The sequence below is a fragment of the Legionella birminghamensis genome, assembly GCF_900452515.1.
In the GTDB taxonomy this organism is placed as follows: domain Bacteria; phylum Pseudomonadota; class Gammaproteobacteria; order Legionellales; family Legionellaceae; genus Legionella_C; species Legionella_C birminghamensis.
On sequence record NZ_UGNW01000001.1, the window covers coordinates 2,924,651 to 2,946,449 of the forward strand.

Sequence of the window (21,799 nt, forward strand, 5' to 3'; positions counted from 1 at the left end):
TTACACCTCAAACCATGCACAAAGCGGCAAATGATCAGATAGCATGCGCCAGGGCTTGCCATAAAGACAAAGCGCATCCAGCGGCTTCAAACCGCGATAGTAAATTCGATCCACGCAAAGAGTTGGCTTTAAGGCGGGGAATGATCGGGCCGGCTCCCCTTTAAGTACCTGAAAGGCCTCGTAAATCTGTAACTCCTCGGCCAACGGTTCTGATAAGTGTAAACGCCAATCATTAAAATCACCAGCCATAATCAGGGGTTCATCCTCTGGAATGGATTCCGAAATACGCTGCATTAATGCTCTGCATTGGAAGGCCCTTTCCCTTTTGAATAGTCCTAAGTGGACGCACAATAAATGGAGATTTTTCTGCTCATCGCCTTTGCCAATTTTAATTTGGCTATGAAGAATACTCCGGGAAGCGCGGTTACGGCTGGATAAGTTAAGATTTTCAAACTGTTCAAAACTATATTTGCTAAGTATTGCATTCCCATGATGGCCTGACTGATACACAGCATTTTTGGCGTAGAGATAATGCGGCCACTCTTTTTCTGCGATGTATTCAAACTGCGGTCTGTCAGGCCATCGTCCAATCCGCTTTTCCCGGCGAATGTGAAGCCCCTGCACTTCCTGTAAAAATACAAAATCGGGGCTTAAACCAGACAATGCCATGCGCATTTGCGGTAATAAGAAACGCAGTCTCCCCGCACCAAAACCTTTGTGGATATTGTAGGTAATTATCGAAAACGTTTGGCCGAATGTTGTCATGGAACTATTCATCGAATGCTGTTAAACAAGAATAACATTATTTCCTGCTGCTAAAACAGATTTTAGAAGCAAAATAAACACCTCTACACCGGAAACCTGCCCCTGGATAAACCCATAGCTATCTACACAAATGTTTTCCCCGTCCGAATCCCCGCGGCAGCGACCGCGGGGCCCATGCCTGTTGAAGTAGCATGGTCGTCAGACAAGTTTCAATGTTGCCAAAAAATAGGATTAAAGAGGTTGTCATAAACAGTCTACTTAACACTGAATTGGCTTCGTGTGGGCCCCGCAGTCGCAGCCGCGGGATTCGATAGCTTTTAATTCTAATGCACTTGTGTAGATACCTATGGGATAAACCAGCAGGTAAATTGCCATTTACCAGTTAATTCCATAATGCTTGCAGATTGACCTAGATCCGAGTAGATTGGTTGGCCTCATCTACCTGATATAGCAATAGATTTTTTATAGGAATTGGAAATGTCCTGTATAATTGAGCTTCGCAAAACGGCCCCGCCTAGTTTGTATATTGAAATTTGTCCGGAGTTCCCGCTTTCCCCCTCTGAGAAAATACGTCATGTAGAAATCATAAGCAAAGCACTAACTGACGAGTTTCCTCACATCAAAAAGCTCATTCTCCGCGGCCATGGTTTTTTAGAGTTTGATTTTGAAGAGTACCGACAGATACTGCGAAAAATTCCTAGAAGATTACATAGCCTGGATCTAGCAGGCAACTATTTGAGCCGGTTCACTCCGAGTGAACTTGAGTTATTAGTATTTAGCTTACCACCTGAGCTGAAATATCTAAATGCAAGCAGAAACGACCTCAATACAGAAGCCCTGATTTATTTTCTTAATGGATTGCGATTATGCTGTTTTTCTCTGGAACAATTGGATATTCGTCAAAACCGCGCATCCTTTTTAAATAAGATTGAAATCATTAGCATCTGGCAAACATTACCAAACAATCTAACGCGCTGTCTTATGGACAGTACCGATTTATCTGATCATCCAGCAGAACACATCATTCAGCTGGTGTCCCATTATCCGCCTCCTTTTCGAACGCTGCATTTGAATTTTTCCGTGGGGGGCTGGAGTGCTGAATTAGTGTTTTTATTACTTAATAATTTGCCGAAGCATGTGAATAAGCTAATCCTTGCTATTCGTTTTCCCCAGGATATTTTACCGATTATGAATAAAGCATGGCAAAACCTCCCTCCCACTGTCCATGAAATCGAAATACTGGATACCAGTTCGCAAAAATCATGGTCGGTCAATTTACCACTTTTTATTAGCAGACTGAACATAAGAAAACTCAATTTGTCCAGGAACCATCTGGGGGCATTGGAGTCACATGAGGTAGTCCGTTTGACCCGGGCCATCTCTCGGCATACAGTCCATTTAGATTTATCCTTTAATCAATTAACAGAAACAACAATCCCTTTCATTTTTGCCGGCCTATCAGAAGGGCTAAGGATACTTAGACTTCACGGCAACGGCCTTGAGCATCTTCCGGCTGAAAAACTCATTTCCTATTTTAAATTCCTCCCTCAAACCAATATTGAAGTTCAATTTGGCAAATGGCGGTTTTCTCCTCGGACATACGACTATTCTTCTTATCTCCAGGAAGCCTCTCAGCCGCATTTTTGCTTTGAAGAGCCAGAAATGGCCACCTCACCAATTCTTGGAGACCCTGTTCGGCTAGGTGATGAGCTGTCTTCGATGCGCAAAAATTCTCATTGGCGATTTTTTAACGCAGAACAGATTGAAGCACCGGCTGCCACAGAAGAAAACGGTTCTTTAGCAGTGACAAAATCTTCTTCTATTCCCAGGCTTTTAATGCCTACTCCGGTTTACCCAGGATGGAACAGCAGATAAATTTTTTTTCATTTTAGTTATACTAATGACATAAACACTATAGGGTGATTATGAAAAACTTACATTTGAATATTCCGGGCTTTGATATCGCCGGTAAAACCTGGGGGGACAATAACTTGCCCCCGTTATTATGTCTTCATGGCTGGCTGGATAATGCTAACTCCTTTGATCTGCTAGCTCCCTTTTTAAGTGACCAGTTCCATGTTATTGCAATTGACTTGCCCGGACATGGCCTGTCTTCGCATTTGCCTGACGGTTATCACTACCATTTCAGTGACGGTATTTTCACGATTTATCAGATTATCAATGCGCTGGGTTATGAAAAAGTGCATTTGCTGGGGCATTCCATGGGTGCCTGTATGGCCAGTCTTGTTGGCGGCGTTTTAAACGAGCGTGTATTATCCCTTGCTCTGATTGAAGGCTTAGGCCCTCTGTCTGCGCCCGAAGAAAGTTGCCAGGCGCAGCTCTCTAATTACATCGAGCGCAGTCTTAAAGCCACCCTTAAAACAGCAAAACCCTATCCATCACTGGATATGGCAGCACATGCAAGAGCGCAAAACGGTCATTTGCCGCTTGAATATGCCCAGATTCTTTGCCAGCGCGGAGTTGCCAAACGTCAGGAGGGTTATTATTGGCGGCATGATCGCAAACTGATCCATCCAACCCCATTGCGGATGACCGAGGGGCAAGTCCTTTCCTGTCTTAAGGGGATTACTTCGCCAAGCTGTCTGATTTGGGCCGATCAGGGTTTTGCTTATCCTCAAGAAGAAATGGAAAAACGTGTACAGGCAGTCAAGAACATTCAGCTGCGGTTATTATCCGGCGGCCATCATATCCATATGGAAAAACCAAAAGTAGTTGCTGAATGCCTGCATGATTTTTATAGTGGTTTCTGAAATCCTAATTATCGGCAAAGGAATGTAATATCCATGCAGAAATCACAGAAGCTCCTTCTTTTAGGATTACTGGCTCCATTAGAGCTCCATGCGTCTTTTATTGAGTCGACACTGGGAGCTGCCGTAGTCAATGATGCGACTGCATCTTATTATAACCCTGCTGCCTTGACTCTGTTAAAAGCGCCTCAATTAATAGCCCTGACGTCCTTTGCCTCCTCTGATGGACGATTCAAAGGCCAAGCGACTCAGGTGACGAGTGGTTTTACCCAGACAGGGAGTTCTTCTAGCCATACAAGTTATTATCTCCCTTCATTTTATATAGGGATCCCTTTTAAAGATAAATTTAGTTTCGGAATAGCAGCTATTTCCAATTTCTTTAATCGTAACATAGAAGAAAACGCTATCCTGCGTTACGCACAGTCGAGTAATCGCATTCAGAATATTGATTTGGTTCCAGCGCTGGGAGTTAAAATCAATGATTTTTTTTCATTAGGAATCGGAGCAAATTTTTCTTATGCCAATTTCCTTCTAAAACCAATCTCAGGATTTCCAAGTTTGAATATTCCAGATGCGGAGAGCCGTAATGAGGCCAATAGCAATGGCTTAGGAGGGGAATTGGGAGTTTTACTAAAGCCGGGGAAATCTACTGTGGTCGGTTTTAATTATCGCACTGCGGTGACTTATCGGTTTAGGGGAGATAGCATTTTTAATAGTAACCCGCCAGTTATTTCAAATCACTATGCTTTTAATTTCTGGACGCCGGCAAGAAGCATTCTGTCTATCAATCAGTTTATAACCCCTTCATTTGGGATTATTGGAACAATTCAGCGTATCGAATGGAGTATATTTAAAAATATCAATATCGAGGGTATAGCTGCTAAAGCAGGTTCTTTTCCAATCATTGTGAATGCAACAGTGCCTTATAAATTGCGTAACACCTGGCTATTTACCGCTGGCAGCCATTACCGTATAACACCTAAATGTGTAGTCAGATCTGCAGTTAATTACAATCAGACGCCGGGAAATGGTAATTTTCAAATTTCGACTGGGGATAGCATTACTTTAGGCGCCTCTATAGGCTATGAGCTTTTTAAAAACATCAGCATTGACGGAAGCTATGCCCATGTTTTTCATCAGAATCAACCCATCAATATCAGGACAGGCAGGAATTTTATTCAAGGGAATAATAAAGCACTTCGAGATGCCATTTCTCTAAAGTTGACCCTGACTTTATAGTAGACGAGATTGTCTTTCGAGAAGCAGAGATTCCGGTTACAACTCACCGGAATCTCGTCAACACTTAACTACAAGAGTTATAGTTAATTGCAACAACGCCTAAGGACTTTTTGATGTCATCGACTGAATAACCAAGATCTTTCGCAGCGCTAATCATACCGCAACCACCCTCATCAAATGTTTCATAAGGTGTCCAGTAATCCATATTGGCTTTAACCATTACGTCAAACGCTTTTTTAGGATCCCATCCAGACAAATTGGACAGTGTATAATACAGTCGGTTGTAGACACCGCTGGAGAAGTGAACATCCAGGCTGCTATCGTATTCATCAGCAGAATCAATTGACATACCATCTTTACTTGGTACATCCATATAACGCAGTGTTTCCCAGCCGCTGTCTTCTTTCATGATTTCAGCGCCAATCATCCAGCTTGATTTGCCAACAGAGTAAAACTCAGCTGCCATTGCCGCCATATCAGAGAAGGACTCGTTCATACCGCCCGATTGGCCATAATATTCCAATCCGGAATGCTGTTCGGTAAATCCATGGCTAACTTCATGACTGCCAACACCTAAAGAAACCAGGGGATACATGAAGGTATCGCCATCGCCAAAGGTCATTTGCTTGCCGTCCCAGTAGGCATTCTCGTAACCTTGACCATAGTGGACGCGCATCACCAACTGCATGGGTGAACCGTCTTTTTTCTTCAGCGCTTCTACACCATACCAGTCATGGTACATGTGCTTGATGACATAACCTGCATACATTGCGTCATTGGTTGGAGAGTATGCGCCATTGTCACGGTCATAACCGTCTCCCTTATAGCCAGTCCAATAGACATTATCACCCTCGCTCTTCTTGCAGGAGAAGCTCATTGGCTTGTTCAATGAATAATAATTATGTTCCATATCTACCACACGGACTTCTTTGTTTTCCATGTAGCATTTACTGGCCAACTTGGAGCGGGTTATCTCCAGAAGGGGGAGATCGCGGCCGTAGCCCACTTCACCGACTTTACTGTTTCCACCAAAGCCTTTTCCTTTAACAGGAGAGCGTGCTGTTTTGATATCGTTCCATTGGACAAATGGTTTTAACGTATCTGCATCCAGAATCGCAGAGGGTCTTTCCGGAATTCGGTCATCGTAACGAACATAGACGCTCACTTTATAAGCCCAATGTGCCTGATTTTGCTTGTCGATATAAACAACAGGCGTTACCTGTTCTTCGCTGACATCGCTGGCATTGTATTGCGCCTTGAATTGGTTTAACGCTGCATCGCCTTTTTTGGCAAAATCAGCAGCAGGCTTGCCTAATTCAGTTTTTAAACCGGAATACACTTTGCCATTCATTGAGACCTTGCCTTTGGCAGCCAATAGGCTGTTTGCAGGATTAGAACTATGAATGATGGCATAACCGCCGATTACATTGAAACCGGCATATTGTTGCTGCATACGCACATGGTTAACGTGATTCTTGTCGGTATGTTGCTGTAAGTATTGCAGACTATCATCATCAGAACTAACCAGCGCTTGCGGTGTTCCAGGCAACGCCAGGCGGAACTGTTGCTGAAGTTTCTGAAGGGAAGCGTTTTGTAACTGCACAGGCTCAGCTGCATAGGCAGAAGAAGCGATTATGAGAGACAAACCCGCTGCGAGGGGTGATAATTTGAGATTGTAGTGCATTAATACTGACTCCTTAAGCTAATACACATGAGGCAACTCGTCCCAGAGAGCCCATGTTGTTAAAAAACATCCAGACTCACCAAAAAAATTGACAGCCTGATTTTGAAAAGCCTGGTAACAACCAACCAGTGAAACAGTTAGCTGATTTGGTTCCCGAATTTCAGCTTAAAGCGATGGTTTGAGGTTGGCCTTATACCAAAATCGGTGAAAGCAATTCTATCAGCTAGCAGTCAAACTACCATAGTTTTATTTAATTTTAAATTGTTAATTTCAGCAAAGAACGGGCTGTCTGTTTTTTGCCGCTATTTGCTCTTATACCCCTGATCTTTTAAAATGCTGTATAATACCTGATTGATTTATTTTTACGCATCACATGGCTATTATCACTACTGACATTGAATTGGCAGCCCAGCAACTCAGACAGGGCAATATCGTTGCCATCCCCACAGAAACGGTTTATGGCCTGGCAGGAAATGCAAGGGATGAAACAGCCATTGCTAAAATTTACCAGTTGAAAAACCGCCCTTTAAATCATCCGTTGATTGTACATGTTGCACCGGATGCTGATTTGCTGGAATGGGTAAGTTATATTCCTGATTACGCGCTAAAATTGATGAAAGCATTCTGGCCAGGCCCTTTGACTTTAGTCTTTGAATCACGCCCGGGAAGAGTTAGTCCTTCAGTCACTGGCGGCCAGTCGACTGTGGCAATTCGCTGTCCCGCCCATCCTGTTGCGCAGACCCTGCTTCGTAACCTTGAATTTCCTTTAGTTGCCCCATCGGCCAATCCCTTTGGCAAAATAAGCCCAACTACAGCAGAACACGTTCAAGACAGTTTCCCTGATGACTCACTGCTCATTCTCAATGGAGGCAGGGCCAGTGTGGGTATTGAATCCACTATTATTGATGCCACACACCCCGAAAGCTATCAGTTGTTGCGTGCCGGCGTTATCAGCGAAAAAACCCTGACTGATTTCCTTAATACTAAAGCATTGACATTTGATAATAGTACCCGGGTTTCCGGCAGGCTAAAGCAGCATTATCAACCAGAAAAACCGCTTTTTTATTTTGAGGATCCACTAAGCCTGCAAACGCTTCGATCTCAACTGGTTTATGTATTGTCATTCGACAAACAGCTATCTACCCCTGGTCTAAACTTTCTACTACCCGGAAATGCTGATGAACTGGCCTTCGAACTTTATTTCCAATTACGCGAAGCCGATAAATCCGATGCCGCAATTATAGCTATCCAACTCCCGCCGGATACGGAAGAATGGCAGGGTGTTCGTGAGCGGATTATTAAAGCAGGCAAACCGATAACCGTTTGATTCTTTTGCCGTCCTCATAAATTTCAACGAATAGAAAGAATCAAAATTGGATTGCATTAGAACCGTTCGGCCAGAGGAGGGGCATAGCTCCGTCTCGAAGGCTTGGCAGCGAGAGAAGCCTTCGAGACGCCGCTCAAGCGGCTCCTCAGGCCGAACGGAATTAAGATCATGCTCACAATGACAGTTGATGTGGCCAGGTCACTCCTTCTCCACATGCATCAATACTTGTGCCGGGGTCACCTTATCCCCTTTTTCGCAGAACACTTCCCGAACTGTTCCCGCAAAAGGCGATTGGATTTCAGTTTCCATTTTCATCGCCTCGAGCACCAGAAGCGTTTGCCCTTTTTTAACCTTATCGCCAGTTTGGCTATTGATACAAACAATTGTTCCCGGCATGGAAACCGTAATGTCGCCCGCAGTGGTTGCCTTGCGAAAGGAGGTTTCCTCCGCTTGTTCCATTCCGCTTTCCGTATCAATAATGACTTCTTCCGGAACACCGTCTACCCAGAGAAAACAGGATTGCTTCCCCTGCTCCCGTGCCCCAAACCCTGCCACTTTTACGTGATAATTTTCACCATGCAAGGCAATCTCAAATTCTGATAAGGGCCCGGTATGGGCATGCTGGGGATTAGCGAGTAACTGTTCGGGTTCGAGCGCATTATTTTGCCGTTTTACCAGAAAATCTTTTCCGATTTCCGGGAACATGGCATAAATTAAAACATCTTCATCTGTTGAGGCCAGGGTCCCGATTTCCCTCTGCAAAACCTCTAACTCATTTGGAATCAAATCAGCAGGCCGGCCTTCAATAACTTCCGTATTGCCAATCGCTTTTTTCCTCACTCGCGCATTCATTTTGCCCGGTGCCTGACCATATTTTCCCTGACAATATAATTTTACTTCATTGGTTATTGTTTTATAGCGCTCCCCTGATAAGACATTCATCACCGCTTGTGTTCCTACAATCTGGGATGTAGGGGTGACGAGAGGCGGATAACCCAAATCTTTTCGCACTTTGGGAATTTCGATATGAACCTCCGGGAGTTTATCCAGTGCCTGCTGTTCCTGTAACTGGTTATACAGGTTTGAAATCATGCCGCCGGGTACCTGGTACACCTGAACCTGAGGGTCGATATCGCGCGCTTCGCTCTCAAACTGATGATATTTTTTGCGAACTTCACGAAAATACAGATCAATTTCCAGTAAGCGGTTTAAATCCAGGCCGGTATCAAACTCAGTGCCTGCCAAAGCGGCAACCAGCGACTCCGTTGCCGGATGAGACGCACCGCCGGAAAAAGATGAAATAGCTGTATCGATGTGCCTGCATCCGGCAAGCACCGCCTGATAATGGCACATACTCGCCAGTCCGGAAGTGGCATGCGTGTGTAAATGGACTGGCAGCCCAGTGGCCTGCGTTAAAGACTTAAACAATTCGACAGTGACGGCAGGTGTTAGTAAACCAGCCATATCTTTGATTGCCAGACTATCACAACCCAGCTCAGCCAGCTCCTTCCCAGTCTCGACAAACTTTTCAAGGGTATGAACAGGGCTGGTGGTATAGCATATAGCCCCCTGGGCATGCTTTTTATGCGCTTTTATGCTGGCAATTGATGCCCGGATATTACGCACATCATTTAAAGCATCAAACACCCTGAACACATCAATACCATTTTTTACTGCCAGTTTGACAAAAGCGTGAACCACATCATCCGCATAATGCCGATAGCCAAGCAAATTCTGCCCGCGCAATAGCATCGATAACCGGGTGTCAGGCAAAGCTGCACGCAGCATGCGCAGGCGTATCCAGGGATCCTCTTTCAAAAACCGCAGGCAGGCGTCGAATGTAGCCCCACCCCACACTTCCATCGCCCAGAACCCCACTTCATTCATTTTGCTGCAAATGGGCAGCATATCTTCAGTGCGCAGGCGCGTTGCGATCAGGCATTGGTGAGCATCCCGCAGTGTCACATCGGTCAAATAGGTTACAGCCATAAAATCAATTCCTTGTTCACATAGGGCTTTAAAAAGATAATAAATTACTATGAGACAGTCGCATTCAAAAATCCAGTCCTAATGTATTATTTACCCCAAAGCCCGTAACCCGTCCGGCTGAAACTAAACATAGGCCAAATAATTTCCACACATAGTTGATCTTGCTGCTATCATGCTGATATTTTCGAGGTTCTGGACAATATTGAAATCTTCAGGCAGAATCCATCCAATTTTGCAAGTTAACTCAGTCATGAAGAAAATATTGGTACTACACGGCCCCAATTTGAATCGACTTGGAACGAGAGAACCGCAAGTCTATGGCAAATTTACCCTGGCCGAAATTAATCAAAGTCTGCAAGATGAAGCTTGTAAAGCGGGGGCATCCCTATCCTGTTTTCAAAGTAACAATGAGGCAGAATTGATTGACAGAATTCATCAGGCTGCCGATGAAAAAACAGATCACATTATTATTAACGCTGCGGGTTTAACCCATACCAGTATCATTCTAAGGGATGCGCTGGCGGCGGCTGCTGTTCCTTTTATTGAAGTACATCTGAGCAATATTCATTCACGCGAAGAATTCAGACATCATTCTTTCTTGTCCTCAATTGCCCAGGGAGTAATTTGCGGCTTTGGTGCCAAAAGTTATCTTCTTGCCTTGCAGGCAATTGTGAATAATTAATATTTTTTAGAGAGTAACCATGGATATCCGCAAAATCAGAAAATTAATTGAACTACTGGAAGAAACCGGTATTTCAGAAATAGAAATTAAAGAAGGCGAGGAGTCAGTGCGTCTGAGCCGACATGGCTATGCCATGGAGCCGATGCAGCCGATGCGTTATGCTGCTCCCCCTGCTGCAGCGCCGGTGAATACTATTGCGCCTATGCCGGTTACCGCTGAAAACAAGGAAAGTATCGCTACAACCGCCAAAGGACACCGGGTGAAGTCACCGATGGTGGGTACTATGTACACATCCCCTTCCCCTGATGCACCACCTTTCGTTTCTATTGGGCAAATGGTGAAAGCCGGGGACACGCTCTGCATCGTGGAGGCCATGAAAATGTTCAATGAGATTGAAGCCGACCGTGCCGGTAAAATAGTCGATATTCTGGTTGCCAACGGCGAGCCGGTTGAATACGACCAACCCTTGTTTGTGATTGAGGAATAAGGGAGCGCTTATGCTTAGTAAAATTGTAATCGCTAACCGCGGTGAAATTGCCCTCCGGATTCTGCGTGCCTGTAAAGAACTCGGGATCCAAACCGTTGCCGTACATTCCGATGTCGATAAAGATCTTTTGCATGTACGACTGGCCGATGAAACCGTGTGCATTGGACCTGCCAATTCACAAAAAAGCTATTTGAATATCCCCGCCATTATTTCCGCAGCAGAAATTACCGATGCTGTTGCCATTCATCCTGGCTATGGCTTCTTATCTGAAAATGCTGATTTTGCAGACATTGTCGAACAAAGCGGCTTCACTTTTATTGGTCCGCGCGGCGATACCATCCGCCTGATGGGCGACAAGGTTTCAGCAATCGCTGCCATGAAAAAAGCCGGAGTGCCCTGCGTTCCTGGTTCAGATGGGCCGCTGACCGATGACGATAAGTTAAATTTATCCCTGGCAAAACAAATTGGCTATCCGGTTATCATTAAAGCAGCTGGAGGAGGCGGCGGCCGCGGTATGCGGGTTGTCCATTCCGAAGCAAGTCTTTTAAATGCTATTGCCTTAACCAGCAGCGAAGCCAAAGCGGCTTTTAACAATCCCATAGTCTACATGGAAAAATTCCTTGAAAATCCCCGTCATGTAGAATTCCAGGTCCTGGGCGATGGTCGAGGTAATGCGATTCACTTAGGCGAAAGGGACTGCTCAATGCAGCGTCGTCATCAAAAAGTCATTGAAGAGGCGCCCGCACCCGGTATTTCAGCTGAGCTGCGTAAAGAAATTGGCGAACGGGTGGTGAATGCCTGCCGTGAACTCAAGTATCGCGGTGCCGGTACTTTTGAATTCCTGTATCAGGATGGTTGTTTCTACTTCATTGAAATGAACACCCGTATACAGGTTGAACATCCGGTTACAGAGATGATCACCGGTATTGATTTAATCAAAGAACAAATCAAAATTGCCAGCGAATTGCCTTTCACACTGAAACAGGACGATATAAAAATTAAAGGCCATGCAGTCGAATGCCGGATTAATGCAGAAGATCCCAGAAACTTCATGCCCTGTCCTGGAACGATTCGGCTTCTGCATCAGCCTGGAGGTCCTGGGATCCGTTTTGATTCACATATTTACAGCAGCTATACTGTTCCCCCTAATTATGACTCCATGATCGGAAAGCTCATCAGCTATGGGGAAACCCGTGCAGAAGCCTTTGCCAGAATGCGAAATGCACTGGACGAAATTATTATTGACGGTATTAAAACCAACATTGAATTACATCAGCGTATTCTGCGCGACAAAGCGTTTATACAGGGTGGAACCAATATTCATTATCTGGAAAAAATGTTGAAGGAATAAGCTGTGTGGTATCAAATACAAATCGAAAATTGCCAACATGACCAGATTGAAGTACTCAATGATTATTTGGAAAATGCAGGCGCCCTGTCCATTACACTAACCGATAAAAATGATGATCCCGTGCTGGAACCAGAGCCGGGTACCACCCCGCTCTGGCCGGACGTTATTATTAACGCCCTGTTTTCGGACGAAGATGAAGCACGCCAGCTCTTGAATAACCTGGAAACTGATTTTCCAGAGTTATCCTCGCACATGGAAACCCTACCCGATCAGGATTGGGAACGCAGCTGGATGGATGACTTCAAACCGCAACAGTTTGGCAAGCGATTGTGGATCTGCCCCTCCTGGCATCTTCCACCTGAGCCTGAAGCGGTTAATCTCATTCTGGATCCAGGCCTGGCCTTTGGAACGGGGAATCATGCCACTACCAGTCTTTGCCTGCATTGGCTGGGAAACAATATCATAAGCGGAAAAACTATTATTGATTACGGGTGCGGCTCCGGCATTTTAGCCCTGGCAGCGCTTAAACTGGGGGCCGATAAAGCCTATGCCGTTGATATCGATCCGCAGGCTCTTCAAGCGACAGAAAACAATGCCATCAGCAACCAATTGCTCAATGAAAAGCTGCAAATCAGTTTACCTGAAGCATTAAAAGAACCAGTTGATTTGATTATCGCCAATATTCTTCTTTCTCCCCTGCTACAATTGAAATCAGTATTCCACAATCTGTTAAACGCCCAGGGCCGATTGCTGGTATCAGGCATTTTAAATGAACAGGCAGAGATCCTCGTTAAGGAATATGAGGAACAATTTTCCCTACAGCAAGCACAAAGTCATGAAGGCTGGAGTTTATTGGAATTTGTCCGTAATGACTAATAATTCGTTGAAATCATTATTTCACATAAAAAATGCGACAGGAGTATTCTATGGCTGAACAACACTGGCAAACTTTTTCTCCGAAACGTGCATTGCTTAGTGTCTCCGACAAACAGGGTATCGTAAGTTTAGGTAAACTTTTATGTGAATATGGAATTGAGCTGGTTGCAACAGGCAACACGGCAGTCCTTCTGCGCGAGCAGGGTTTAAAGGTTACGGAGGTCAGTGAATGCACAGGATTTCCAGAAATTCTCAATGGCCGGGTTAAAACATTACATCCCGCCATTCACGGCGGAATTTTAGCCAGAGGTGAACAGGATGAGTCCGTTTTACAGGAGCACGGGATAAAAGCGTTTGACCTGGTGATTGTGAATCTCTATCCCTTTGAACAGACAATTAGTAATCCGGAATGCAATTTCGACAATGCTATCGAAAATATTGATATCGGCGGCCCTTCAATGATTCGCGCTTCTGCAAAAAATCATGCGCATGTATCTGTAATTGTCAGTCCCGCTGATTACGCTACACTTTCCCAGTATATAAAGATGGGTAAAAAACCTGCAAACTGGAATTTTGAACTGGCCAAGAAAGCCTTTGCCCATACAGCCGCTTATGATGCCGCTATCTCCAATTACTTTGGTACGTTAAATACCAGGAAAATACCCAGCGGTTTTCCTGATACCCTAACCTGCCAATTTTCAAAGCACTTCAATTTGCGCTATGGTGAAAACCCACACCAGCAGGCTGCGTTTTATCTGGAAAAGAAAGCTTCGCCGCATTCACTTGCGCGGGCTGAAATTATTCAGGGTAAAGAATTGTCCTATAACAACCTCCTGGATGCAGACGCTGCTTTCGATACGGTCAAATCATTTACCCGAGAACAGCCAGTTTGTGTAATCGTCAAACATGGAAACCCCTGTGGCATTGCACAAGCCGATACCCAGTTGCAGGCTTACAGCAAAGCCTTCGAATGCGATCCAACTTCAGCTTATGGCGGCATTCTGGCATTTAACGGCTGTCTGGATGCAGAAACTGCCCAGAATATTCTTTCCCGCCAATTTGCCGAAGTCATCCTTGCCCCAGCGATCACAGCGGAAGCGAAAACCATTCTCACAGGCAAACCCAACATTCGTGTGTTAATTACTGGGGGAATATCGCCCTCTGAGCGTTTTGAGCTTGATTCACGCCGTATAGAAGGCGGCTTATTAATTCAAGAGCATGACAGTTTTCCGATAGCCTCCGAGCAATTCAAAATCGTTACCCGAAAAGAACCCACCGAGCAGCAGAAGCAGGACTTATTATTTGCCTGGGCTGCAGTAAAGCACGTAAAGTCCAATGCAATAGTTCTTGCCAAACACAATGCAACAATTGGTATGGGTGCAGGTCAAACCAGCCGCGTAATGAGTACCCGCATAGCCCTCTGGCAAGCTAAAGAGCGCCAGTTTGATTGCCGGCAAGCGGTTATGGCATCGGATGCCTTCATCCCCTTCGCGGACAGCATTGAAATGGCCATCGAAGCAGGAATTACAGCGGTTATCCAGCCAGGCGGCTCAATCCGCGACAATGAGGTCATCGAGGTCGCTAACAATGCAGGCATCAGCATGGTATTCACCGGCTTTCGCCATTTTAGGCATTGATCATTCTCAAACAAATCCCCACGGTCAAGGCCCATAGCTATCTACACAAATGTTTTCCCCGTCCGAATACCCGCGGCACCGACTACCGAATCCCGCGGCACGACTACCGAATCCCGCGGCACGACTACCGAATCCCCGCGGCACCGACCGCGGGGCCCATGCCTGTTGAAGTAGTATGTTCCTCAGACAAGTTTCAATGTCGCCAAAAAATAAGATTTAACAGGTAGTCATAAACAAGTGTGCTAACATTCAATTGGCTTCATGTGGGCCCCGCGGTCGCAGCCGCGGGGATTCGATAGCTTTTAATTCTCATGCTCTTGTGTAGATAGCTATGGGTCAAGGCCACAGGGATTTGAAGCAAATTACTCCTTAATCAACCCCAGGTCTTTAACCGCCGCTTTCTCCTGACGCAATTCTTCAAGAGTCGCCTGGAACTTGGCTTGACCGTAGTCGTTTAAGGGTAAATTCTCAACCACTGACAATTTGCCATTTTGTACACGGCAAGGATAGGAGAAAATTAAGCCCTTATCGACACCATATTCCCCGTTCGAACGCAGGCACATTGAGAATGTTTCGTTGGAAGCCGTGTCTGTCACCAGATGATTAACGCCCTGGATGATTGCATTAGCAGCAGATGCAGCCGATGAAGCGCCTCTCGCCTTGATTACCGCAGCACCACGCTGTTGAACAGTCGAAACAAAGGTCTCTTTCAGCCATGTCTCATCATTAATGACTTTGGCAGCTGATTCGCCTTTAATTTTTGCATTGTAAAAATCAGGATATTGCGTGGCAGAGTGATTTCCCCAAATGGTCATTTGTGTGACATCAGTGACTGGCACCCCGGCTTTCTTGGCTAACTGGGTACGGGCACGTAATTCATCAAGCATGGTCATAGCATAGAAACGGTCTCCCGGAACATCCGGCGCACTGTGCATAGCAATCAAGCAGTTGGTATTGCATGGGTTGCCGACTACAAAAACGCGAACATCATCAGCGGCATGATCATTAATCGCCTGGCCCTGTTTGGTAAAGATGCCGCCATTAATCTGCAAGAGATCAGAACGTTCCATCCCCTGTTTGCGAGGTACCGCGCCGACTAAAACAGCCCAGTTGACACCATTCATGCCATCTTTCAAATCAGCAGTGCAATGTATTCTTTTCAGTAGTGGGAACGCGCAATCATCCAGTTCCATGGCCACCCCTTCGAGTGAAGGCAGAGCCTGCTCCAGCTCCAGTAAATTTAATTCTACTTCGGTTTCTGGACCAAACATTTGACCTGAAGCAATACGAAATAACAACGCATAGCCAATCTGGCCAGCAGCTCCAGTCACAGCAACTCTTACACGATTACTCATTATTTTTTTCCTTCTCTAACCATTGTTTGACTAAAAAAAGCGCCGCAATACTGCGGGCTTCTGAAAAATCGGGACGTAATAACAGCTCATCACTTGCATACAGGGGCCATTCAATGACTTCCAGCGGTTCGGGCTCATCGCCTGATAAAGGAGCAGGATATAAGTCTCTGGCCAGTATGACCTCCAAACGCGCTCCAAAATAGCCTGGCGCCAGGGTCAAGGATCGTATCCAGTCAAGGCGCTTGGCAGCAAACCCCGCTTCTTCACGTAACTCCCGGTTGGCCGCATCCACAGCTGACTCCCCTTTTTCAATCAACCCCTTAGGAAATGCAATCTCATAGGCATCAATGCCGGCAGCATACTCTCTTACCAGGAGTAAGGATTCAGAGGGGGTCAGGGCAACTATTAATACAGCCCCATGCCCATGAGGGCGAATTCGCTCATAAACTCGCTGTGAACCGTTGGTAAATTGTAAATGCATTTGCTCAATAGTAAACAAATTGGATTTAGCAATCACGCTTTTTTGTTTACAAACAGGTTTTTCGCGCATCAGTTATCTATTCCTTAATGAATATCACAAACTTAAAACGATCAAACTTTACTCACTTCGACTTTCTTTTGCTGCTCAACAGTCCCTTGTGGTATTATTACACTTCCAAATTAGCCAGTCTAATCCAAGACAATGATTCCTACATCCCTATATATTCATGTCCCCTGGTGCATTCGTAAATGCCCCTACTGCGACTTTAACTCACATAAAAGCCCGCAGGACTTGCCTGAGCAGCAATACATCCAGGCTTTAATAAACGATCTTAAAGAGGATCTCATTGATTGCCCCCAACGGCAAATCATTTCCATATTTATCGGTGGAGGAACCCCCAGTTTACTCTCGGCCAGCGCCTATGCCCATCTCCTTGAAGAGATTGGCAAACTGCTTCCCCTAGCCAAGGATATTGAGATTACACTGGAGGCGAACCCGGGCACAGTGGAACAGCAGCGCTTTCGAGGATATCGGAAAGCTGGAATCAATCGCCTGTCACTGGGCATTCAAAGCTTCAATCCAGAGCACTTAAAAAAACTGGGCCGTATACACGATGATAAACAAGCCCATTTTGCCATCGAAACAGCCCGCCAGGCCGGATTTGAAAATATCAATCTCGATTTAATGCACGGTTTACCCGGTCAAACTATCGGACAGGGGCTTGCGGATCTGCGACAAGCACTCCAGTATGAACCCGAGCATTTATCTTGGTATCAGCTTACGCTGGAACCCAATACAGTCTTCTATAAACAACGGCCAACCCTTCCCGAAGACGACGAAATCGCGATTATGGAAGAACAAGGCTTCGCCCTTCTGCATGAATCCGCTTACACGCGTTATGAAATTTCCGCTTTCAGCCGTGAAAATAAAACATCTAGACATAATCTGAACTACTGGTTATTCGGAGACTACTTTGGCATAGGGGCCGGCGCGCACGGCAAACTCACACGGGAGTTAGCAACGCCAACTATTATACGCAGTAATAAATACCGGCAACCGTCTGACTATCTTAATCAAGATAAACCTTTTTGCGCTAGCAGGGAAATTATTGATCCAGACTCACTGCTTTTCGAGTTTTGCCTGAACACCACTCGCCTTGAACAAGCGATTCCCCTAGAACTTTTTACTGAACGGACAGGCTTACCAACGAATCTTTTGTTAAATAAATTAAGAAGAGCCTGTGAATTAAACCTGGTTACGCTTGAAGAGAAGTTCTGGCAAGTCAGCGCTTTAGGAAGGCAATTCACCAATAATCTGCAAGAGCTATTTTTACCTTAACGAGCCAGACCCGAAAGCTCCTTCAACCAAACATCAGCTTTTATTAATCCGTTCGGGCTGAGGAGCTATACTCCTCAGCCCGACGAGTCTAATACAAGCGGTTTACCAATAGCGAATACTTCAACGCCTGAAATAAGGCGATCCAATTTTCATCAATGCACGCTTAACGAAAGGATACATTGAACGCTTTCTCCCTGGTTGATAATCAGCGGATATTAATTTTGCAGCATGAAAACCAACTGCAAAAGCCGTAAGCTGGGGATTACCCGATACCGGCCTCGATATGATGGATGAATCAGCTACCCTCAGTTTTTTTATTCCAATCACCCTGTTATTTTTATCCGTAACTGTACCCATTTTACAGGTACCTCCTGGGTGATGGTTAGTGGTCGCTCTGTTTTTTATATATTCAATTAGGTCGGCGTCTGATTGACAGTCAGGGGCTGGCAATACACGTTTCTCATAGTATGAATCTGGTAAATGGTCAGTTATTTTTGTGGCAATTTTCAAGGCAGCAAGTAGAGAAGTCCAATCTTCGCTTCGAGAGCAGCACTGTGGATCGACCTTCAGCTGGTTATTTTGTAAACTTACTTTGCCTCTGCTCTCGGGATGAAGCAGTACGACACAGACTGCAAGGCTGTCCGCTTCGATTTTTTCTGATTGAGTAATAAAGTAGGTTTGCAGCTGAAACTTCGGTTGCCGGCTATTATCCGACGGTACAAAACGAAACTCTGGCTCAAAAATAAAATCATCCTCATTAAAGAAACTGGTTAAGGTCATCACATGCGGGATATGCTTGTCGCGAAAAGAAGGCTTGACTGGACAGGAAGCGTATATCAGCAGCTGATCATGAAGATTTTCACCGACAGGAAGATCTTTTACCATATGGATATTATTATCAAGCAGCATACGCATAGGGCCGATACCGGATTTAAACAAAATCTCGGGAGTAAAAATGGCTCCGGCGCATAGAATAACCTCGTGGGTAGCAAAAAACTCTAATTCCTTATCCTCAATTTTAACAACAACTCCCTGCGCCGCATTGGCTTTATCGATAATTATTTTATCCACACAGGCATGATTCAAATGAGTAATCTTATCGCTGCTCAACACCAGATTGCGCACAAAAACAGAATAGGGATCCAATCGCTCTCCGCTTGGGGAAACATTCAACCGAGGATAGGCTATTTTCCCGGAAAGCGCCTTGTCATTTAAATAATTTTCAGAAAATACAAATCCCTTCTGCAGAAAGCTTTGCATGATACACTCAGAAAGCTCGTCTTTACTGAACATATCGGTTGGTTGAAAATGCTGTAAATATTTTTCAATACTCTCGCTGTCGAGATAGCTCATCACATCATCTTTTGCATGCGGCTTGGCACACACCATTCCATTGATAGAGCCAGTTCCGCCATTAACCTTACCCGAAATATAAGGCATTTGCCTGTTATTAAATTGTTCCTGTGGAACAGAACTGATTGGCCAGACAAAATCGGTGTAGGTTTCTCTCACCCGCTTGAAATTACGAATGCGGTCATCCTTATTATCAATCCCGGCTTCAAGAATCAGAATGGATTTTTCCGGGTTCCGTCTGTGCAGCTCATTAACCAATGCGCAACCAGCACTGCCATTGCCAATAATAATAAAGTCATAGCGCATAACATTCTCCTATTATTCCCTGAGGTAGAAACAGACTACTTTTTTAGTGAGTATAGCTGCATAACAAAGGCTAGAGCCGGAGAAACTATCCATTATTGCGAGTAAGCCGATTATACCTGATAATGACGGTTTAAATTGCCACTGCTCAGGAGAGGTCATGTTAAGCTTTTTGCTGTTTGTTTTTGTGGTTGTGCTGGGTTATTTATCCGGATCTGTATGCTCAGCCGTTATCGTCAGCCGCTTATTCTCCCTCCCGGATCCGCGGACAGAAGGCTCTCAGAACCCTGGCGCGACCAATGTTCTCCGTCTTGCCGGAAAAAAATACGCTGTCATAGTGCTGCTTTGTGATGTACTTAAGGGCTTGTTTCCAGTGCTTATTGCCAAGCTGCTTCATGCCGGCCCCGCAGCAATCAGCTTTACCTGTCTTGCCGCAGTACTGGGACATATGTATCCGATTTTCTTTGGCTTTAAAGGCGGTAAGGGTGTCGCAACAGCCATTGGTGCGTTCCTGGGGTTGCATTTCGTAATGGGCGTGGTAGTCATCGCCACCTGGCTTCTGGTTGCTAATTTTACCCGCTACTCTTCGCTCGCCTCAATCATTTCTATTTTACTCGCGCCGCTCTATGCCTTATTAAGCCTTGGCAACCTGGATACGTTTCCACCGCTGTTTTTTATTGCCCTTTTTGTGCTTTACAAACATCGCGATAACATTACCCGCTTAATCGATGGTGAAGAGCCTAAATTGCATTTTGGGCGTTCCAATCTCAAAAATATGACAGAAGAAATCCTGACCGAGACAGCAGAATTTTCATCACGGGATTCTGAGGGCGAAGAAGAGGCCCGGCCTGCTATTCCTGATAATGTGACTGAAATTAAACCCCAAAGACCGGCTAAAACAAGAAAACCAAAACCGACTCAACCGCAGCCTTGATATGCAATCGGTTGAAGGTGCCTGGCCAACGCCTGAGAACCTCACAAAGTTTGAACAGTCACGGCCTCAGCTGTACCTAATCCGTTCGGCCTGAGGAGCCGCGTTAGCGGCATTTCGAAGGCTCTGCTCTACTGTCGCTGACAGCTTCTAACTTATTGTCTACGTACTGCGGCTGGGCCGCAGTATCCAGCAAACCACCTATAAAGGCCAACGCGCTTTTACATCAATCGCACAATCAATATCCTTATGCCCCGCCAATAAGTGCAAACAGCCTGCATAAGCAATCATCGCACCGTTATCCGTGCAAAATTCCAGAGAGGGAAAAAAGACATCAGCGCCAACACTTGCTGTCATCGTTTGCAAACGTTGGCGGAGCATCCGGTTTGCACCTACTCCCCCGGCCACAACCAGAGTATTGGCAGCAGTCGACTCCATTGCCCGCTTGCATTTAATCAGCAGGGTATCAATGACAGCTTTCTGAAAGGCATGGGCAATTGCCATTTTGCTCTCTTCACTTTTATCACTATTATTCCAGGCATTTAAGGCATGCGTCTTCAGCCCGCTAAAACTGAAATTCAAACCGGGCCGATCCGTCATTGGCCGAGGAAATGGCGGAAGGCTATTTTGTAGATGAGGGGGACAGTTATCCGCAAGTTTTGCGAGCTGCGCCCCGCCTGGATAAGGAATCCCCATCAACTTGGCAGTCTTGTCAAATGCCTCACCCACTGCATCATCGACACTCTCGCCGAGTAAATGGTAATCATCCAAGCCATTAATTTCTATTAACTGGGTATGACCGCCGGATACAAGCAAGGCCAGAAACGGAAAATCAAGTGTTTTTTCCTGCATTTTAGCTACCAGTATATGGGCTTCCAGATGATGGACTGCCAGGGCAGGAATCTGTAAGGCAAAAGCCAGGCTCTTGGCGAAGCAGGCGCCGACTAGTAATGCGCCAATCAAACCGGGTCCCGCAGTGTAGGCAATTGCGTCAATTGCCGATTTATTCAAACCGCTTTTCTGCAACACTTCCTCAAGCAGGGGCACAAGATGGTTAATATGATCACGCGAAGCCAGTTCGGGAACGACACCGCCATATTGCTGGTGCAATGCAATTTGTGAATAGAGCGCATGCGCTAATAAACCTTTCTCCGAATCATAAAGCGCCACTCCTGTTTCATCACAGGACGATTCTATACCTAAAACCAGCATGTAAAACCTCTAAAATCAGTT

18 protein-coding genes are annotated in these 21,799 nt (G+C 45.4%); 11 read left to right on the forward strand and 7 right to left on the reverse strand.

The window, feature by feature from the left end; translation table 11 throughout:
* Complete coding sequence (locus DYH42_RS12450; protein WP_058522558.1) at nt 1-765, reverse strand: endonuclease/exonuclease/phosphatase family protein; 765 nt, start codon at nt 763-765, stop codon at nt 1-3.
* Nucleotides 766-1,242: 477 nt separating this feature from the next.
* Between DYH42_RS12450 and DYH42_RS12455 the strand changes: the two genes are divergently transcribed.
* Genes DYH42_RS12455 through DYH42_RS12465 form a run of 3 tightly spaced genes read left to right on the forward strand, consistent with a single transcriptional unit; the run spans nt 1,243 to nt 4,772 of the window.
* The gene (locus DYH42_RS12455; RefSeq protein WP_058522531.1) at nt 1,243-2,640 is read left to right on the forward strand and encodes a leucine-rich repeat domain-containing protein; all 1,398 of its coding nucleotides are present in this window, start codon (nt 1,243-1,245) and stop codon (nt 2,638-2,640) included.
* A gap of 50 nt (nt 2,641-2,690) precedes the next feature.
* Nucleotides 2,691-3,536, forward strand: a complete 846-nt coding sequence (locus tag DYH42_RS12460; protein WP_058522532.1) for an alpha/beta fold hydrolase — start codon at nt 2,691-2,693, stop codon at nt 3,534-3,536.
* Nucleotides 3,537-3,569: 33 nt separating this feature from the next.
* The gene (locus tag DYH42_RS12465; protein ID WP_058522533.1) at nt 3,570-4,772 is read left to right on the forward strand and encodes an OmpP1/FadL family transporter; all 1,203 of its coding nucleotides are present in this window, start codon (nt 3,570-3,572) and stop codon (nt 4,770-4,772) included.
* A 64-nt stretch (nt 4,773-4,836) separates the two neighbouring features.
* Here the strand turns inward: DYH42_RS12465 and proA are convergent, their stop codons facing one another.
* Nucleotides 4,837-6,456, reverse strand: coding sequence for a zinc metalloprotease ProA (proA, locus tag DYH42_RS12470; protein ID WP_058522534.1), 1,620 nt, complete (start codon nt 6,454-6,456; stop codon nt 4,837-4,839).
* A gap of 373 nt (nt 6,457-6,829) precedes the next feature.
* Between proA and DYH42_RS12475 the strand changes: the two genes are divergently transcribed.
* Complete coding sequence (locus DYH42_RS12475) at nt 6,830-7,783, forward strand: L-threonylcarbamoyladenylate synthase (RefSeq protein ID WP_058522535.1); 954 nt, start codon at nt 6,830-6,832, stop codon at nt 7,781-7,783.
* A gap of 198 nt (nt 7,784-7,981) precedes the next feature.
* On the opposite strand, the gene oadA is transcribed toward DYH42_RS12475, so the two are convergent.
* Complete coding sequence (oadA, locus tag DYH42_RS12480; RefSeq protein WP_058522536.1) at nt 7,982-9,772, reverse strand: sodium-extruding oxaloacetate decarboxylase subunit alpha; 1,791 nt, start codon at nt 9,770-9,772, stop codon at nt 7,982-7,984.
* A gap of 250 nt (nt 9,773-10,022) precedes the next feature.
* On the opposite strand from oadA, the gene aroQ reads away from it, so the two are divergent.
* From aroQ to purH, 5 genes are read left to right on the forward strand one after another with little or no spacing between them, the layout of a single operon-like run.
* Complete coding sequence (gene aroQ / locus DYH42_RS12485; protein WP_058522537.1) at nt 10,023-10,454, forward strand: type II 3-dehydroquinate dehydratase; 432 nt, start codon at nt 10,023-10,025, stop codon at nt 10,452-10,454.
* Between the two features lie 19 nt (nt 10,455-10,473).
* Entirely contained in the window at nt 10,474-10,941 is a 468-nt protein-coding gene (accB, locus tag DYH42_RS12490; RefSeq protein ID WP_058522538.1) for an acetyl-CoA carboxylase biotin carboxyl carrier protein, read from the forward strand.
* A gap of 10 nt (nt 10,942-10,951) precedes the next feature.
* Nucleotides 10,952-12,292 carry an acetyl-CoA carboxylase biotin carboxylase subunit gene (accC, locus tag DYH42_RS12495; protein ID WP_058522539.1) on the forward strand — a complete coding sequence of 447 codons (1,341 nt, stop codon included), beginning with the start codon at nt 10,952-10,954 and terminating at the stop codon, nt 12,290-12,292.
* 3 nt (nt 12,293-12,295) lie between these two features.
* A complete protein-coding gene (gene prmA / locus DYH42_RS12500; RefSeq protein WP_058522540.1) occupies nt 12,296-13,168 on the forward strand; it encodes a 50S ribosomal protein L11 methyltransferase in 873 nt (290 codons plus the stop codon).
* Between the two features lie 50 nt (nt 13,169-13,218).
* Complete coding sequence (gene purH, locus DYH42_RS12505) at nt 13,219-14,805, forward strand: bifunctional phosphoribosylaminoimidazolecarboxamide formyltransferase/IMP cyclohydrolase (protein WP_058522541.1); 1,587 nt, start codon at nt 13,219-13,221, stop codon at nt 14,803-14,805.
* A 362-nt stretch (nt 14,806-15,167) separates the two neighbouring features.
* Here purH and DYH42_RS12510 read toward each other — a convergent pair whose 3' ends face one another.
* Nucleotides 15,168-16,160: a malate dehydrogenase gene (locus DYH42_RS12510; protein WP_058522542.1), complete on the reverse strand. Its 993-nt coding sequence runs from the start codon at nt 16,158-16,160 to the stop codon at nt 15,168-15,170.
* Nucleotides 16,153-16,710: an ADP compounds hydrolase NudE gene (nudE, locus tag DYH42_RS12515; protein WP_058522543.1), complete on the reverse strand. Its 558-nt coding sequence runs from the start codon at nt 16,708-16,710 to the stop codon at nt 16,153-16,155. The genes DYH42_RS12510 and nudE overlap by 8 nt, the downstream gene beginning before the upstream one ends.
* A gap of 132 nt (nt 16,711-16,842) precedes the next feature.
* Here nudE and hemW point away from each other — a divergent pair, with 132 nt between their 5' ends.
* Nucleotides 16,843-17,979, forward strand: a complete 1,137-nt coding sequence (gene hemW / locus DYH42_RS12520) for a radical SAM family heme chaperone HemW (protein WP_058522544.1) — start codon at nt 16,843-16,845, stop codon at nt 17,977-17,979.
* A gap of 120 nt (nt 17,980-18,099) precedes the next feature.
* Here the strand turns inward: hemW and DYH42_RS12525 are convergent, their stop codons facing one another.
* Nucleotides 18,100-19,638, reverse strand: a complete 1,539-nt coding sequence (locus DYH42_RS12525) for a GMC family oxidoreductase (RefSeq protein WP_058522545.1) — start codon at nt 19,636-19,638, stop codon at nt 18,100-18,102.
* Nucleotides 19,639-19,795: 157 nt separating this feature from the next.
* Here DYH42_RS12525 and plsY point away from each other — a divergent pair, with 157 nt between their 5' ends.
* Nucleotides 19,796-20,569, forward strand: a complete 774-nt coding sequence (plsY, locus tag DYH42_RS12530) for a glycerol-3-phosphate 1-O-acyltransferase PlsY (protein WP_083503049.1) — start codon at nt 19,796-19,798, stop codon at nt 20,567-20,569.
* A 198-nt stretch (nt 20,570-20,767) separates the two neighbouring features.
* On the opposite strand, the gene tsaD is transcribed toward plsY, so the two are convergent.
* Entirely contained in the window at nt 20,768-21,778 is a 1,011-nt protein-coding gene (gene tsaD / locus DYH42_RS12535) for a tRNA (adenosine(37)-N6)-threonylcarbamoyltransferase complex transferase subunit TsaD (RefSeq protein WP_058522546.1), read from the reverse strand.
* Nucleotides 21,779-21,799 lie beyond the last annotated feature (21 nt).